The sequence below is a fragment of the Streptomyces sp. NPDC029296 genome (assembly GCF_055569255.1).
Genome location: NZ_JBVHXT010000085.1, coordinates 1 through 15,465 on the forward strand (window position 1 = coordinate 1; position 15,465 = coordinate 15,465).

The window sequence follows — 15,465 nt, forward strand, 5'->3', positions numbered from 1 at the left end:
CACCCCCCAGGTCATCTCTTCGACAGGGGGGAACAGTCATGCCGGGCCCGGAGGCCAGCGGCCCTCTTGCAGGACCGCAGAAAACATAACGGGGGGAGCGGAGAACGGCCGGGATGCGCCCGGGGAGCGACCAGCCGGAGGCCGGCCGGTGCGCTTCACTGGAGGAGCGGGTCGCCCAGGGGGTGCCGCGGGGGAGTACCACCGAGGCGGCCCGCGCCCCGGCCGACACCGATGCGGTGTCAATTCACGCAAGGGACGGTAACGCGATGTCCGCGTCACTTACGGTGGCCGCATGAGCAGGGGGATGGCTGAATGGGCGCACGGCCGCACGGGTCGCACGGTGACCTGGCCCGCGCCGGACGCGTACGTGCTCGTGGACGGAGTCCTGTTGCGCATGGTGCCCGAGCCGCCCGGCCTGCCGCCGGGATCACCCGTGCTCGTGCGCCATGACCGGGCACGGCGGCTGCCGGTGGCCCACGCGGACACCGGGGCGGCGGCCGGATGAGCGACCACGTCATCGGGTTCGGGTCCGGATACGAGGAACGGCAGCCCGTGGTCCTCTGCCTCGACACCTCCGCCTCCATGGGCCGGCCCGCGCGGCGCCCGCGGATCGACGAGCTCAACGACGCGCTGTCCCGCTGGTTCGACGGGGTCCGCGCGCAGGAGCGGCTGCGCACCCGGGTGGAGGTCTGCCTCGTCACCTTCGACTCGGCGGTGCGTGTCTACGACCCCGGCCCGGGCCGGCTGGTCCCGGTCGAACAGGCCGACCCCGACCGGCTCTTCGTACCGGCGGACGGCATGCACCCGCCCGTGCTGCGTGCCGAGGGGCTGACCCGGCTGACCCAGGCCGTGGACACGGCCCTCGAACTGGCCCGCACCCGCTACCGCACCCTCCAGCGGCAGCGGGTACCGGTAAGGCGGCCCTTCCTCTGGGTCCTGACGGACGGCGCGCCGAGTGATGACCAGGGCCGCCCGCTGGACGAGAGGGCCCTCGCCGGCACGGCGGACCGGGTGCGCGAGGGCGAGGCGAAGGGCGAGTGGGTCTTCCAGGTGATCGGGGTGCGCGGCGCCGACCTGCCCATGCTGCGGGTGCTCGCCCCGAAGGCGACCTCCCCCCTGGAGAACCTGGACTTCGGCCGGATCCTCGAACTGCTCTTCCAGAGCACCGACGACAGCAGCCCGGACCAGGACGCCGACCTCATCCACCAGCAGGTCAACGACCGGGCCGCCCGACTGGCCCGGATGGAGGAGATAGAGAGGGGCCTGCTGTGATCATCGCGGGCGCCTCCGTCCAGGGCACCGCCCACCTCGCCGCCGCGCAGGGCTGCCAGGACGCCTTCAAGGCGGTCGACCTCGGCGGTGCGGCGGTGCTGGCCGTCTCCGACGGGGCGGGCAGCCGGGACCGCAGTGCCCTGGGCGCCCACATAGCGGTCGACGCGGCGTGCCGGCTGCTGACGGAGGACTTACCGGACGCCCGGGAGACGCCGGAGACATGGACCAGGTGGATCGCGGGACGGGGGCGGAGGGTGGTCGAGGAGTATCTCCGAGCCGTTGCGGGGGTGCTGGGCACCGGCGCGGGTCCGGCGGACCCCGGCCCGCTGGGCGCCACCCTCACCGCGACGGCCGTCGTCCCGCCCTGGCTGGCCTTCGTCTCGCTGGGCGACGGCTTCGCCACCGTCGTGTCGAACGACGACCGCTGCCACCTGGTCCTTCCGCAGCCCACCGGACCCTCGGGCTTCCTCTCCTCCCCGGGCGCGGCCCTGCGCGTGCGCACCTTCGTCGTCTGGGAACCGGAACTGGCCGCGGTGGTGCTGGCCACCGACGGCTGCGCGCCCCTCGCCCTCGACCATCCCTCGGTCCGCGGACTCCCCGCCGAAGCGGGTCCGTTACCGGCCGAACGCTTCTTCCTCGGTCTCACCGCCACGCTCCGCGACAACGGCGGGGACGCCGAGCCCCTGCGCCGCCGGCTCTCCGGGCCGGAGGCCGGCCGGACCGGCGACGACCTGACCGTCCTGTGCGCTCTGGCCGAAGGGGAGTGACCGTGGCACTGACGGTGGTGTCCGGTACGGGACACACGTGGCGGCTCACCGAGCAGATCGGCAGTGGCTCCGAGGGGTTCGTGTACGGCGTCGACGACGCCCGCCCCCTCGTCGCGAAACTCGTCCCGGGCCCGCCCGACCCCGAGGCGTTCCGGCGCCGCGTGGCCCGTCTGGTGCGCCGCCGCCGCGAGCCCGGCACCGTCGACCTGCTCTCCGGCACCCCCGTCCGGCTGGCCTGGCCGCTGGTCGCCGTGCACACGGCCGCCGGCCGGGCCGCGGACCGCGTCGACGGCTATGTGATGACCGACATGCGTCACGCGTACCAGCCGTTCAGCCACCTCCTGACCGTCACCACCCGCCGTCTGCCACGGGCGACGTGGGCGACCGCCCTGCGCGCCGCTCTCGCCCTGTCCCGGCTGCTGGCCGAAGTGCACGCGGAGGACTACGTGGTGGGCGATCTCAAGCCGGACAACCTCTGGGTCGACGAGAAGGGCCGGGTCGGTCTCGCGGACATCGACTCCTGGCAGTTCAGGGACGGCCGCGAGCTGTTCCGGGGCAGGATGCGCACCCCCGGGTACACCGCCCCGGAGCGGCTCGGCGCCCCCGCCGGCACACCACCGGACACCGCGTCCGACGCCTTCGCCCTGGCCGTCCTCGTCCACCAGCTCCTCGTGCCGGGACTGCACCCCTTCGCCGGCCACCCCGCGGACGGCGGCGACTACCTGTCGTACGACGACAACGTGCGCCACGGCCGCTGCCGGCTCGTGGACCGCTCGTCGGTGCTGCTGCCCCGCTCCGTGCCGCCCGCCGACCTGCTGCCCCGACGGCTCGCCGACTTGTTCCGAAAGGCCTTCGCGGGCGCGCTCCCACGCCCCTCGGCGGCCGACTGGGCCGACGCCCTCGCGGCCGAGCAGGTCCCCGGCCGGCTGCGGGTGTGCGCGGAGAACGACCGCCACGTCCACACCGTGGAGCGGCCGTGGTGTCCGTGGTGCGACCAGGCCGAGCGGGGCGTCGACAGCTACCCCGGTCACACGCGGGAGACGGCATGAGCGCGGGACGAGACGGTACGAGCGCGGGACGGGACGGCACGAGGACGGGCTCGGGGAGCGCGGGAACCCGTCTCTCCGTCGCCCGGACGCTGGACCGCTGCACGGTCCTCGGGCCCGGCAGCCGCGCGGTGATCTGGGTCCAGGGCTGCCCGCTGCGCTGCCCGGGCTGCGTGGCCGCGGAGACCCTGCCCTTCCAGGGCGGCACCAGCCGGCCCGTCGCCGAACTCGCCGACTGGCTCTGCGGCCTGGACGGCATTGAGGGCGTCACGCTCTCGGGCGGGGAGCCGTTCAGCCAGGCCCGGGCGCTCGCCGAACTGCTCGACGCGGTACGGGAACGGCGCCCCGACTTCGGCGCGATGGCCTATTCCGGCTTCCGCCACGAGGCACTGCGGCGCGGCGACCCGGACCGGCGCGCCCTGCTGGACCGGCTGGACCTGCTGGTCGACGGCCCCTACAGGGCGGCGCGGCACGGCAGCCTGCGCTGGCGCGGTTCGGACAACCAGCGGCTGATCCCGCTCACCGGCCGTTATCGGCAGGTGCTGGCCGAGCCGGACACGACCGCCGGGATCGAACTGTCGGTGGACGCCGACGGATCGCTCTCCTGGGCCGGAGTGCCGCCGGCCCCCGGCTTCCGGGAACGGCTCGAGGAACAGCTCGCGGCGCGGGGGTTCGTGCTGCGCACCGAGGCACGGAGGGAACGATGAGCGGATCACCGAAGTACAGCACCGTACGCGTCGGCGCCCGGTACGCCGAGCGGGAGGCGGCGGAGCGCCGGCGGCGGGCCGAGGAGCGCCGGGCCAGGGAGCGCAGGCGAGCCGCCGACCGGGCCAGGGTGGCCCAGGCGGCGGCCGCCCGCCGGGAACGGGCTCGCGCCGAGGCCGAGCGGCGCCGCGACGAGGCGGCCCGGAAGGAAGCCGAGCTGGCGACCCGGCGACGCGCCGAACTCGAAGCCGGGCGGGCACGGGCGCGGGCGGACCAGCTCGCGGTCGACGAGCGGGGTCTCGACGAGGTGCGGGAGCTGATCGCGCGGGCGCGGCGCGACGGGGCCCGGGCCGAGACCGGCGCCCTGGAACGCCGGTTGACCGAGCTGTGGGAGCGGGCCGCCCGCGGGGAGCCGCTCGGGGACGCGGTGGAGGAACTGCGGGGCCGGGTCGTGAGCCTGCGCCCGGAGGCCGCCGGGAGCCGCACGGACGACCCCGTCGCCGTGCTGGCCGAACTGGAACACCGGCTGTCCGTCGTCGGCGGGCCGGACGGCGCGGCCCTCGACGCGGAAGGACACCGCCACTGCACCGAACTGCTCGACCGGTTGCGCGCGGCCGCCGGCCAGGGCGGGCAGATCCGCTTCGAAGCCCTGCTCGGCACCGTCGAGCACGCCCTCGCCCGGCACGCCGCCACGGTCGGGGAGGCACGGGAGGCCGTCGAGCGGGAGACCCGCGCGGCACGGGAGAGGGAGGCGGCCGAGGCGCGGGAGCGTGAGCGCGTCTCGGCCGCGCGGGCGGCCCTGGAGTCGGCCCTCTCGGAGGCGGCCGAGCGGCTCGACGTCGTACGCCCGGCGGTCCAGGGCGTGGCGGACACGGCCGCCGAACTCGGCGACCAGGACCTCGCCCACGAGATCGGGGACGCCCTGCGGGCCGCCGTCGAGGCGCTGACCGCGCGCTCGGCGACCGACGCCCTCAACGCGGTCGCCGCCTTGGAGGACAGGCTGCCCGACGCCGAGCGGCGGCTGGACGAGCTGGAGCTGGCCTACCAGAGGCGCCGGGACCTCGTGGCGGCGTTGCGGGACGCCATGACCGACGAGGGCTTCTCCTTCGACGGCGGTGAGGACCAAGGGGGCAGCTTCCGGCTGTACTTCGCCCGGCCGACCGGTGCGACGTACGAGACCACGATCGCCTCCGACGACGACGGCGAGCCCGTGCTCGTCTACCACGTGGCCGACGAGCCGGACGTGACCCTGTACGCACCCCGTGACGAGGCGGTGTGCGACACCACCGAGGCCCTGCTGGAGCGTGTGCACGAGGCGCTGGGCGGCGACGACGGCTTCATCCCGGGCGAGCTGACCTGGGAGGGCAAACCGCCGGGCCGGCGCGCCAAGCCGCTTCCCCGCGAAACCTACCGGACGTGGACCAACCCGTGAGCACGGCCGACTTCACCAAGGGCGAGGACGACGCCGGACCCGTCACCGCCAACGGCATGATGCCCCTGTGGGCGGTCTCGCTCGGCTGGGAACTGCGGCGCGGGCGGCAGGTGATCCTCAACGGGCAGATCCGCGACCGCTGGTGGTTCGAGGACCGGCCCGCTTCCTTCCAGCGGCTGGTCGCCGGGGTGCTGGAGGCCCGTGGCGCCGATGTGGTGGGCTGGTGGGACCCGGTGGCCGGGCTCACCTTCCCGCTGCCGGACCACGCGCAGCGCTTCGCCCGGCTGGCGGCGGACTCGCCCCCGGCGACCGCCGGGGACGGCGGTGGGGACACGTCCGCGGACGGCCGGCGGGGTACTCCCTCCGACGGCGGGAGCCCGCCCGGGGGCGATCGTCACCGTGAGCGGGGCGACCACCGGGACCCGTCCGCGGCCGACCGGCGGCCGCCCGACGCCCGCGGACGCCGCGGCGCCGAACGGGGGCGGGACCGGTCGGGACTGCTCTCCCCGCGCCCGGCCGGGCCTCCGCGCGCCTTCGAGGACGTGCTCGCCCTCGTGCACCGGATCGCCGCCTCCCCCGAGGCGGCCACGGCCTTCGTCTTCCAGGACGTCGACCACCACCTCCCGCCCGCACAGCCCGAGTCGAACCTCGGCTACCTCCGGCTGCGCGCCGCGATGACGGCCGCCGTGACCCCGCGCGCGAGCCTCGCGGGCCGCCGTCCGCACGCCCGCAACGCCGTCCTGTGCGCGGTGGGCGACGTGGGACGGCTGCCCGGCTGGTTCCACCAGGAGGATCCCCGGATCGCCACCTTGCACATCGGCCCCCCGGACCCGAGCGAGCGCCGCCTGTGGCTGACCTGGCTGCGCGACGAATTCAACGGTGCGCCGGACGCCACCCGCCAGGACGTCGAGACCCTGGTCGGCGCGAGCGACGGCATGTCGGGCTGGGAGATCGAGGCCCTCGCCCGCACCTCGTGGCTGCGCGACGCGCCCCTGCAACGGCCGGACAAGCTCCTCGAACTGCACCGGCTCAACGTGAGCGTCGACCCGTGGACCCAGCTGGACCGGGAGACCGTGGCCCGCGCGGCCGATGTCCTGCGGGCCCGCGTGGTCGGCCAGGCCAAGGCGGTCGACGCCGTGGCCGCCGCGCTCCAGGCCGCCTTCGTGGGCGTCGACTTCGGCGGCCTCGGCGGCGCCCGGCCCCGGGGCGCCTTCTTCTTCGTCGGCCCGACCGGCGTCGGAAAGACCGAACTCGCCAAGTCCGTGGCCGAGTTGATGTTCGGCGACCAGAGCGCGTACGCCCGCTTCGACATGAGCGAGTACCAGCAGGAACACGCGGCCGAGCGGCTCGCGGGCGCCCCGCCCGGTTACATCGGCCACGAGCAGGGCGGCGAGCTGACCCGCCGGGTCCAGGAACGGCCCTTCAGCGTCCTGCTGTTCGACGAGATCGAGAAGGCGCACCCCCGGGTGCTGGACAAGTTCCTCCAGATCCTGGAGGACGGCCGCCTCACCGACGGCCGCGGGCAGACCGCCTACTTCTCCCAATGCCTGATCATCTTCACCTCCAACACGGGCGCGGAGGCCGTCCAGGACCTGCTGGCCCGGAGCGGGGACGAAGTGCCGTACGCCGATCTGGAGGAGCACTTCACCCACGCCGTGGAGGAGAAGTTCCGCACGATCGGCCGGCCGGAGATCTACGGCCGGCTCAAGCCGGGCGTGGTCGTCTTCGACATGCTGCGCCGCGAGCACGTCGTGAAGATCACCGACCGGCTGCTGGGCCAGCTCACGGTCTCCGTCCGCGAACGCCACCAGGTCGAGCTGGTCCCCGACGGGGAGACCCTGCACCCCTGGATCACCGCACGGATGAGCGACCCGGAGCGCCAGGCGTACGGCGGCCGCCAGATCCGCAACGAACTGGAACCGTTGCGCACGGCCGTCGTCGCCCACTTCCTGGCCCGCCGCCCGGACCCGGGCAGCCGGCTGCGGCTCGGCATCGGCGCCGATGGCACCCCATGGGTGAGGACCGAGGAAGGGAACGGCTGAACATGCTCGGCATCGCCAGCGGCCACGGCACCATCCGCATCGGCCGCATCGGCCCGGACGGCCGGCCCACCATGACCGCGACGGAGGACACCGACGCCGACCCGGCCACCGCACTGGCCGTGCTCCGCGCCGATGCCGCCGGGTCGGACGTGGTGCTCGGCCTGCCCGCGTCCGCCGGCCGCGAGGAAGAGGACCGCCTGCGCGGCGCCGCCGAGGACGCGGGGCTCCGCGTCCGCGCGATCGTCCCGGCACCGATCGCGGTGGCCCTGCACTACGGCGCGATCGACGAGGGCGTGAACCGCACGCTCCTGGTGGTGGACCAGGTCGCGGCCACGGTCGACCTGACGGTCCTCGCCATCGCCCCGGATCTGACGGCCCACATCGTCACCACCCGTACGGAACCGGCCGACGGCCACGCCCTCGCGGCGATAGCCCGGGAACTGAGCGGGTCCGCCCCGGACGCCGTGCTCCTTTCCGGCGAGCTCTACACGGCGCCCGCCCGCCGAGCGGACATCGAGGAACTGCCCGAGGCACAGGGCCTGACGGTCCGCTGCGCTGACCCCGAACTCGCCGTCGTGCGCGGCTTGTTGCTCCGGGAGGACTTCGGGCTGCTCCGGGTGACCACCGGCCCGGTTCCGGCACGGCCCCGGTTCCCGCCGCCCCTGGCGGACCCGGATCCGCAGCCCTGGCAGCCCCTCCCGGAAGACCCCGACCCACGGGGCGAGCCGACCGGGAAGCACCCGGAAACCGGCTTCGCCGCGTCCGGGGCGCCGCGTCGGCAGGACGCTCCCACCCGGGAGGAACGGGCCGTCCCCGACTTCCCCGCGCCCGCACCGGCGGCACAACCGGACCTGGAGCCGGAGCCGGACCTGGCACCCGAACCCGAACCCGAACCGGCCGTGCCCCCCGCCTCCGCCACCCGGCCCGGCCCCGAGTCCGCCCCCGCCCTGCGCGCCGTCCCGGTCACCCAGCTCCAGTACCTCCGCCGGGACGACCACCTCCTCGTCCTGTGGGCCTGGCCCGACACCGCCCTCACCGCACGCGTCCGCTGGCGCCGCGAGGACGCGACCGCGACGGGCGACGGCCCCCGCCAGGGCGACATCACCTGCCGGCGCCGTACCTACGAACACGACGGCGGCCTCGACCTCGCCCTCGGCCGGGGCGCGATCACGCTCACCGTCGAGGCCCTCGTCGCCGACCCCGCCGTCGATACCGAGGGCGCCGCCTCGCTGCGGATCCCCGCCGAGCCCCCCGTCGTCGCATACGAACCGGCCCTGCGCCGCCGCCTCACCGGCGCCCGCGTGGCGACCATCACCCTCACCGCCCGGACCGGCTGCGACCTGCCCGCCCTGCGGGTCGTCCACGGCCTCGGCCGCTACCGCCCCACCAGCACCGCCGAGGGCACGGTCGTCCACGAGATCCCCGCGCAGCGACTGCCCGCGGGAACGCCGCTCACCGTGGAATTCCCCTTCCCCGGCGCCAAAGGCCCCTCCTGGCTCGTCTGCTTCCCGGCGACCGGCCCCGACACCGACCACGACCGCGACATCGACCTGCGCCCCACGGCGCTGCACCGGCTGCGAGTGACCTGAATGGCCAGACGACTCACCTGCCCCTACTGCTACGAGACCTTCCCCCCGCGCGAGATCCGCTTCCGCTGCAACAGCCGGCTCAGCCGTACCCGCAAGCAGTGCCAGCGTCGGCGCGACCCGGTCCTCGACGAACGGTTCGGCCGGCGCCCCAGCCACGACGTGGGCCCGGACTTCGCCGCCGACGGCCGCAGGTCCACGGCGGTGTGCCCGGACTGCGACAACGAGACCACCTACCGGATCTGCCCGGTCTGTCACGTCGAACTCCCGCTGCAATTCGGGATGGTGGACAACCGGCTGATCGCGATGATGGGCGCCCGGTCCTCCGGCAAGACGATCTACATGACGGTGCTGCTGCACGAGATGCGCAACCAGGTCGGCGAAGCCTACGGTGCCTCGCTGATGGGTCTGGACGACACCACCATGCGCCGCTACAGCTCGGAGTACGAGGAACGGCTCTACCGCGACCGGCAGATGTTCCCGCCCACACAGACCGCGACCACCAACGCCAACCGGGTCGAACCGCTGGTGTTCCGGTTCGGGCTGCGCCGCAGGAAACTCTTCGTCGAGCGGCCGCAGCACAGCGTGCTGTCCTTCTTCGACACCGCGGGCGAGGACTTCAACAGCCGGGAGAGCGTGGAACTGAACACCCGCTACCTGACCAACGCGGACGGCATCATCCTGCTGCTCGACCCGTTGCAGATGCCGGGCGCCCGGGACAACGCGGCCCCCGGCACGGCCCTGCCGGGCATGGACGGCATCGACCCGCCGATCAACGTGCTCAGCCGGGTGAGCGGCATGCTGCTGGCCGCGCGGGGCGGCAAGGCGGCGAGGATCGACACCCCCCTCGCGGTGGTCTTCTCCAAGATGGACGCCTTCTGGCACCTGATGGAGAACGGCAGTCCGCTGCGGTCGCACGCCCCCGCCCGCGGCCGCTTCGACGTGGGCGACAGCCTCGACGTCCACGAGGAGGTGCGCCAGCTGCTCAAGAAGTGGGACGGCGTGCCCATCGACCAGGCCCTGGAGAACACCTTCGCGCGCTACCGCTACTTCGGGGTCTCCGCGCTGGGCCGCAGCGCCACGCCCGAGGCCCGGGTCGCCGACACCGGCATCCAGCCCTACCGGGTCGCGGACCCGTTGCTGTGGCTGCTCAGCGAGTTCGGCGCGGTGCCCAAGGCGGGCCGCGGATGAGAGGTTTCCAGCAGCTTTACTACACCTCCTGCGAGCACGGCCTCAGCGGGTCCTCGGGATTCCAGTTCAACGCGGTCAGCGAACAGGTCTCGGCCGAGACCCGGCACCGGGTGGAGAGCCTGGCCGGGTACGAACCGCCCCGCTCCCTGGTCGAGTCGGACACCCCCGGACAACTGGCCCGCTGCCCGGTGAACCTGTGCCACACCCCGGGGGGCGAGGGCGGCGGCGACACCACGCTGTGCGTGCGGTATGTCGGCCGGGACTCGGCACGCCGCTTCGGCAACTACTTCGCCCACGCCCTGTACACCGGGGGAGAGTTCACCCCGGACAGCGGCGGACTGCTCGCGATCGAGCTGTGGGACTCCCCGGCGTGGACCACGCGCGTGGCCGGTACGACCGAGATCCCGGAGCTGCCCGCACCGCTGCCGCGTGGCCCGCTGACCCCTCGCTCGACACAGGCATTCCTCCGCGCCCACCCGCACGCCGGCCAACTGCCCGCCCTGCTCTCGGCGGTCTTCACGGCGCTCGCGGAGGACGGCTCGGTCGTGGTCATCGACGGCACCACGGACCGGATCGCCCACTGGTTCGCGGCCGTCTCCTACCTCCTGCCGCCGCCGCTCGCCCACACCCTCTCCTTCGCCACCTACCTCCTGCGCCCCACCCGCAGCCGGCTGCACCTCATCGGCACGGTGCCCGAGGCGCACCCCGCCTTCGGCCCCGACGACGAGGAGTCGTACACCGTCTTCGACTTCTCCGCGGGCCGCTTCCCCGAGGTGGTGCCCACACACCACCTGATCCGGCTGCTGACCCGGATCGGGGTCGGGTCGGTCCGCTCGGTGTGGTCCTGGACCGCCGAGTACACCCACGGCCGGGAACGGACACCCGGCGACTGGCACGCCCCGGTCGCGGCGGCCACGGCCGCGGGCGGCATCGACCTGAGCGACGCCGACGTCCGCGCGGTGCTCGACTGGCTGCCCGGCGCCGCTCACCTCGGGCCGCGCCGCGCGGCGGTGGCCGCCGACATCCACCGCAAGCACCGCGACCTGGACGACGACCAGCTCGCGACGCTCAGCGCGGCGGCCGAGGCGGGCGGCGACACCGCGCTGCACCAGGAGCTGGAGGGCAAGCTCCACCAGTCCCGGATCCGCGCCTACATGACCTGCTCGCCGGGCGCGCCGGGCCCCGTGCCGCTCACCCGTCCCGCCGAGCGGGAGCGGGCCACCGCCCTGTGGCGGCGGCTGCTCGAAGAGGCCGAGGGCAGCCGCCAGCGGGTACGGCTGCTGCTGTGGGCGGTGGGCGCGGGGCTCACCCCTTCCCCGGAGCTGCTCGCCGCCCAGAGCCTGGAACTGGCCCGCGCCCTGCTCGCCACCTCCGGCGCGGGCGCCGGCCTGCGCGAGGAGGCCGGCCGGCTCGCCCGGGACCTCCCGGAGTTCCGGGCCGGACTGGCCACGGCGGTACACGAGGTGCTGACCGGACGCGGTGGCCAGGAACAGCTGTTCTCCCAGTTCCCGGCCATGCTGCTCGGCGAACAGGACCTCGGCGGGCGGCGCCGGCTCCTGGAACACTACTGGCGGGCCCAGGCCGAGCGGGAGCCCGGCCGCACGGTCGACCTGCTGTTCCGCATCCTCGCGGTACGCGGCCAGAGCTCACCGGACGCGGAGCTGCTGCGCGGACTGTGGCGACAGCCGTCGCCGGCCTGGTCCTACCAGGAGGCGATCGAGATCGCCCGGCGGCTGCCGGTGGACGAGCCGCAGGACGAGTCGGTGGGGGAGTGGTTCGACCGTGCGGTGAAACAGGAGATCGACGACGAACGGGCCCTGCGGGACTGCCTGGTGCTGTGCGACACCCTCACCGCGCCCGGCCGTTACAGCCGGCTGCGGGCGGTCACCCGGGAGTGCGTGGACGTCACCCTCCGGCTGGACACGACCCTGCGCGAGGCCACCGAGGCCACCGAACTCGCCCGCGCCTTCCGGATCCCGCAGATCGACGCCTGGTCGGCACCCCGCGCCCTGAAGCGCCACCGGCTGCTCCCGGCCATGCTCCGGCTGCCCGCCGATCCGGCCCGGCTGCGCACGGAGATCGCACAGTTCGGCTTCTCCCTCACCGACGGCTACCTGCGCGCCGTGCTCCGGTCCGCCACGACCTCCGACCGCATCGACGAGGTGCTGTTCGGCCATGTCACCGGGACGATCGCGGTCCGCACCGAACGGACCGCGCTGCCGCAGGTCCACCGGGAGATCATCGAGACGCTGCGCCTGCACATCGCCCAGCACTGGCGGCCTGAGGACCTCGACCGCCTGGCCCGGGGTCTCCGCCCCTACGACGCCCGGCTCGCCGACCACTACCAGCAGTGCGCCGAGAGCCGCCTGGGCCGCGTGAAGAAGTGGGGCCGGAAGCTCACCCAGCGGCGGCCCCCGGACGGCCCCCGACCGGAACAGAGGTGAGCCCCAGGTGGCGGAAGTCGTGATCTTCGTCCTCGTCCCCCTCGCCTACCTGGCCCTGCTCCTGCTCTCCCTGCCCCTGATCCCGGTGATCGCGAGCCTGCGCGGGATCGCCCTGGTCAGCGAACTGCTGTGGCGCTACTGCCGGTTGCTCGACGGCGTGCTGCGCCGGCGCACCCCCGAGTTCGTGACCCTCCCGCCGTTCCGGGCCGCCGACGAACTGGCCCACCGCAATTACTTCTTCGGCCCGGCCACGCGCGATCTGCGTCAACTCCTCACCCAGGGACGGCGGCTGTACGTCCGCACCGTCACCGACGCCCACCGCCAGGTGACCACCCGTCAGTTCACGGCACCCACCGTGCACCGGGCCTTCTCGGTCCCGTACGGCCTGACCCTCTACCTGGGCCTCGGCCTGGGCGCCGGTGCCGCGGCGCCACTGCTGGGCGCGCTGCTCGGCGCGCAGGCGCTCGGCGTGGCCCTGCTGATGGCCGGCGCCCGGCTCACCGCGCTCGTCCTGCGGGCCGCCGACCGCGCCGGGATGCTGCTGCGCGGGCTGCCCAGGGGGATGCTGTGCCCGAGCTGCTTCGAACGCGTCCCCTATCCGGCGTACGACTGCCCGCGCCCGACGTGCCGCCGCCGTCATGCCGACATCCGCCCGGGCACCTTCGGCCTCTTCCGGCGCCGGTGCGCCTGCGGCGAGCGGATACCGACCCTGCTGATGCTGATGAGCCGGGACGCCCGGCTCGGTGGTCACTGCGTGCACGAACACTGCGGCAGGCCGATGAACCCGGACGCCGGGCACATGCCCGAGCTGATCCTGCCGTTGATCGGCGGCCGGGCCGCGGGCAAGACACAGCTGATGGCGGCGATGGTCAAGTCCCTGGAGAACGCGGCGGAGAACGGCGGCCCGGCGATCCGGCTGGCCGACCCCGAGTCGAGCGCCAACCAGCGGGTGCTCAACGAGGTGCTGGAGATCCAGGGGCACACCCGCCCCACCCAGAAGACGCTGCCGCGCGCTCACTCGTTCGTGCGCGGCACCGGCCGCGCCGAGCGGCTGGTGCACGTCTTCGACACGGCCGGTGAACGGTTCGTCAACCGGGAGGAGACCGACGCGCTGCGCTATGTCCGCGAGGCCCGCACCTTCGTCTTCGTCCTGGACCCGATGGCCGTCGACGCCTTCTGGACCCGTCTCGATCCGGCGGGCCCCGAGGTGGACCGCACGCTGGCCTCGACGGTCGACCCGGAGGACGTGTTCTCGCGCTCGGTGCAGACCGTACGCACGATGGGCACCCGCCTGGACAAGGCCCGGCTCGCCGTCGCCATCAGCAAGCGGGACCTGCTGGCCGGGCAGCCCACCCTGCTGCCCGACCGCCCGGACAGCAGCGACTCCGCCCGTGCGTGGCTGTGCGAGGGGCTGGGGCTGCGGAACCTGGTGGAGACCATGGACCTGGAGTTCGGTGAGGTCCGGTACTTCTGCACGGCGGCGGTGGCGGACGGCACGGGACGAGTGGATCCCAGCGTCGCGGAGTTCACCGAGTGGTGTCTGAGCGAGTGAGCGCGCCGTGGTGCGGGGAGCAGGACCGGGCCGGACCGGCGGGGGTGCGACGGGCCGACGACGGCCAACCACGTCAACAACTACCCCGACGACTTCACCATGGACCACCACGACGACGGCGCCGACGAGCAGTGGTACGAATGCGCCTGGTACCCGGCCTCCTGGTGACCAAGGGGACGACACGTGATCAGACGACTGTGCGTTCTGATGCTGAGCCTCACGGTCCTGTGGGCCGGGGGCACCGGGGCCGCCCGGGTCGAGTCTGAAGCAGACCGGGAAGGTGCGGGTCCCCGGCGGAACCGCCGGCCCGAACGCCCCGCGCTCGACACCGAGCGGCTGCTCGCCCCCGGGACAACGAACTGGTCGTGTCGGGTCAGACGGGCGTGTGGTTCGGGACCATCATGGACAACACCGGGGGCGTCTACCGGTCGGCAGCCGTGAACCGGCCGGGCGACTCGGGGGGACCGGCGGTCCGGCACGTACCGGACAGCGAACCGCCCTCCCAGGCAACGGCTTCCAGGTGGAGGGCCCCTGGGCCGGGATCACCAAGGCCATCCCCCTGTCCCTGCCGCCGTTCGAGTACACGAGCTCGGCCAACATCCTGGCCGACTTGCGTGCCCGGGACGCGGCCGCACCCGCCGGCGTGTTCGGCGCGGGCTTCGAGGTGACCACCAACCCGTGAGGCGGGCCGCCGGCCCGGAACGGGTACTGCGCGGCGAAGAAGGCGGGCGCCGGCCGCCCCACCGCGTCCGCCCCGTCGTCGCGCCCCACCCGCCGGTCCCGGCCGGTCCCGCTCACCTCCGGAAGCGGACGACGGCCGGTGGTGCCGCCCGTACCGGGGGCGGCCCCGAAGCGGTGCGGACCCGGGCCCTGCCCGGCCCGGGTCCGGCAGGAGCCGGGCAGGGCTACCTCGCCGGGCGAACGGGCAGAACCCTATGGGCTCGGGCGCGCCCGCCCCCCTGCCCGGCACCACCCCCCGCCGGCCGAGCCGCCGGCCCCTCCGCCCGAAGGGACGACGATGAGCACCTCCGTCACCCACTCCTCCCCGCCGGTCGCCCCCGGCCGGATGCCCGTGATCGGTCACGCCCTAGTACTGCAACGGTGCTTGCCGTGACTGATGGCCAGCTCAGTCGTTGGTGTGGTCATGGGTGGGGACCTTGCTGATGTCAGGCTGTGGGCCGGTGAACTGGACGCTCTGCATGACCGGTTCGTGCACCGGTTCAACCGGGAAGAACCGCGCCAGTCTGCGCTCGCTTACATGCGAGGCTTGGTCGCACCGCTGGAGCGGAAGAACGGCTGGACGCTGGCGGAGGAAGCCGGGCACGCGGGTCCCGATCGCATCCACCGGTTGCTGAACCGGATCGAGTGGGATGCCGACGACGTCCTGGACGACGTACGCGACTACGTCGTCGAACACCTCGGCGACCA

13 protein-coding genes and 1 pseudogene are annotated in these 15,465 nt (G+C 74.1%); all 14 read left to right on the forward strand.

What is annotated here, in order from left to right; translation table 11 throughout:
• Positions 1-292 precede the first annotated feature (292 nt).
• A complete protein-coding gene (locus tag ACZ4W9_RS39725; RefSeq protein ID WP_467944115.1) occupies positions 293-505 on the forward strand; it encodes a hypothetical protein in 213 nt (70 codons plus the stop codon).
• Positions 502-1,272 (forward strand): vWA domain-containing protein, encoded by a 771-nt coding sequence (locus tag ACZ4W9_RS39730; RefSeq protein ID WP_467944116.1) that lies wholly within the window; start codon positions 502-504, stop codon positions 1,270-1,272. Before ACZ4W9_RS39725 ends, ACZ4W9_RS39730 begins: the two co-directional genes overlap by 4 nt.
• The gene (locus ACZ4W9_RS39735) at positions 1,269-2,039 is read left to right on the forward strand and encodes a protein phosphatase 2C domain-containing protein (RefSeq protein WP_467944117.1); all 771 of its coding nucleotides are present in this window, start codon (positions 1,269-1,271) and stop codon (positions 2,037-2,039) included. The genes ACZ4W9_RS39730 and ACZ4W9_RS39735 overlap by 4 nt, the downstream gene beginning before the upstream one ends.
• Positions 2,040-2,041: 2 nt before the next feature.
• Positions 2,042-3,088, forward strand: coding sequence for a protein kinase domain-containing protein (locus tag ACZ4W9_RS39740; protein ID WP_467944118.1), 1,047 nt, complete (start codon positions 2,042-2,044; stop codon positions 3,086-3,088).
• Entirely contained in the window at positions 3,085-3,792 is a 708-nt protein-coding gene (locus ACZ4W9_RS39745) for a 4Fe-4S single cluster domain-containing protein (RefSeq protein ID WP_467944119.1), read from the forward strand. The genes ACZ4W9_RS39740 and ACZ4W9_RS39745 overlap by 4 nt, the downstream gene beginning before the upstream one ends.
• Positions 3,789-5,222 carry a hypothetical protein gene (locus tag ACZ4W9_RS39750; protein WP_467944120.1) on the forward strand — a complete coding sequence of 478 codons (1,434 nt, stop codon included), beginning with the start codon at positions 3,789-3,791 and terminating at the stop codon, positions 5,220-5,222. The genes ACZ4W9_RS39745 and ACZ4W9_RS39750 overlap by 4 nt, the downstream gene beginning before the upstream one ends.
• The gene (locus tag ACZ4W9_RS39755) at positions 5,207-7,264 is read left to right on the forward strand and encodes an AAA family ATPase (RefSeq protein WP_467944121.1); all 2,058 of its coding nucleotides are present in this window, start codon (positions 5,207-5,209) and stop codon (positions 7,262-7,264) included. Before ACZ4W9_RS39750 ends, ACZ4W9_RS39755 begins: the two co-directional genes overlap by 16 nt.
• Positions 7,234-8,853 carry a hypothetical protein gene (locus ACZ4W9_RS39760; RefSeq protein WP_467944122.1) on the forward strand — a complete coding sequence of 540 codons (1,620 nt, stop codon included), beginning with the start codon at positions 7,234-7,236 and terminating at the stop codon, positions 8,851-8,853. The genes ACZ4W9_RS39755 and ACZ4W9_RS39760 overlap by 31 nt, the downstream gene beginning before the upstream one ends.
• Positions 8,854-10,041: a TRAFAC clade GTPase domain-containing protein gene (locus tag ACZ4W9_RS39765; protein ID WP_467944123.1), complete on the forward strand. Its 1,188-nt coding sequence runs from the start codon at positions 8,854-8,856 to the stop codon at positions 10,039-10,041. It begins immediately after the preceding gene.
• Positions 10,038-12,485 (forward strand): GTPase-associated protein 1-related protein, encoded by a 2,448-nt coding sequence (locus tag ACZ4W9_RS39770; RefSeq protein WP_467944124.1) that lies wholly within the window; start codon positions 10,038-10,040, stop codon positions 12,483-12,485. Before ACZ4W9_RS39765 ends, ACZ4W9_RS39770 begins: the two co-directional genes overlap by 4 nt.
• A 7-nt stretch (positions 12,486-12,492) precedes the next feature.
• Positions 12,493-14,037, forward strand: coding sequence for a TRAFAC clade GTPase domain-containing protein (locus tag ACZ4W9_RS39775; RefSeq protein WP_467944125.1), 1,545 nt, complete (start codon positions 12,493-12,495; stop codon positions 14,035-14,037).
• Between the two features lie 66 nt (positions 14,038-14,103).
• Positions 14,104-14,205, forward strand: a pseudogene (locus ACZ4W9_RS39780) (cutinase family protein); the annotation flags it as partial.
• A gap of 352 nt (positions 14,206-14,557) precedes the next feature.
• Positions 14,558-14,719 (forward strand): hypothetical protein, encoded by a 162-nt coding sequence (locus tag ACZ4W9_RS39785; RefSeq protein ID WP_467944126.1) that lies wholly within the window; start codon positions 14,558-14,560, stop codon positions 14,717-14,719.
• Positions 14,720-15,181: 462 nt separating this feature from the next.
• A partial coding sequence (locus ACZ4W9_RS39790; protein ID WP_467944127.1) for a transposase occupies positions 15,182-15,465 on the forward strand: 284 nt, incomplete at its 3' end.

Bases quoted from the DNA above. Each gene is read 5' to 3' on its own strand.
- ACZ4W9_RS39760 (WP_467944122.1), top strand. From the start codon at position 7,234: ATGGGTGAGGACCGAGGAAGGGAACGGCTGAACATGCTCGGCATCGCC.
- ACZ4W9_RS39770 (WP_467944124.1), top strand. From the start codon at position 10,038: ATGAGAGGTTTCCAGCAGCTTTACTACACCTCCTGCGAGCACGGCCTC.
- ACZ4W9_RS39725 (WP_467944115.1), top strand. From the start codon at position 293: ATGAGCAGGGGGATGGCTGAATGGGCGCACGGCCGCACGGGTCGCACG.
- ACZ4W9_RS39745 (WP_467944119.1), top strand. From the start codon at position 3,085: ATGAGCGCGGGACGAGACGGTACGAGCGCGGGACGGGACGGCACGAGG.
- ACZ4W9_RS39730 (WP_467944116.1), top strand. From the start codon at position 502: ATGAGCGACCACGTCATCGGGTTCGGGTCCGGATACGAGGAACGGCAG.
- ACZ4W9_RS39765 (WP_467944123.1), top strand. From the start codon at position 8,854: ATGGCCAGACGACTCACCTGCCCCTACTGCTACGAGACCTTCCCCCCG.
- ACZ4W9_RS39750 (WP_467944120.1), top strand. From the start codon at position 3,789: ATGAGCGGATCACCGAAGTACAGCACCGTACGCGTCGGCGCCCGGTAC.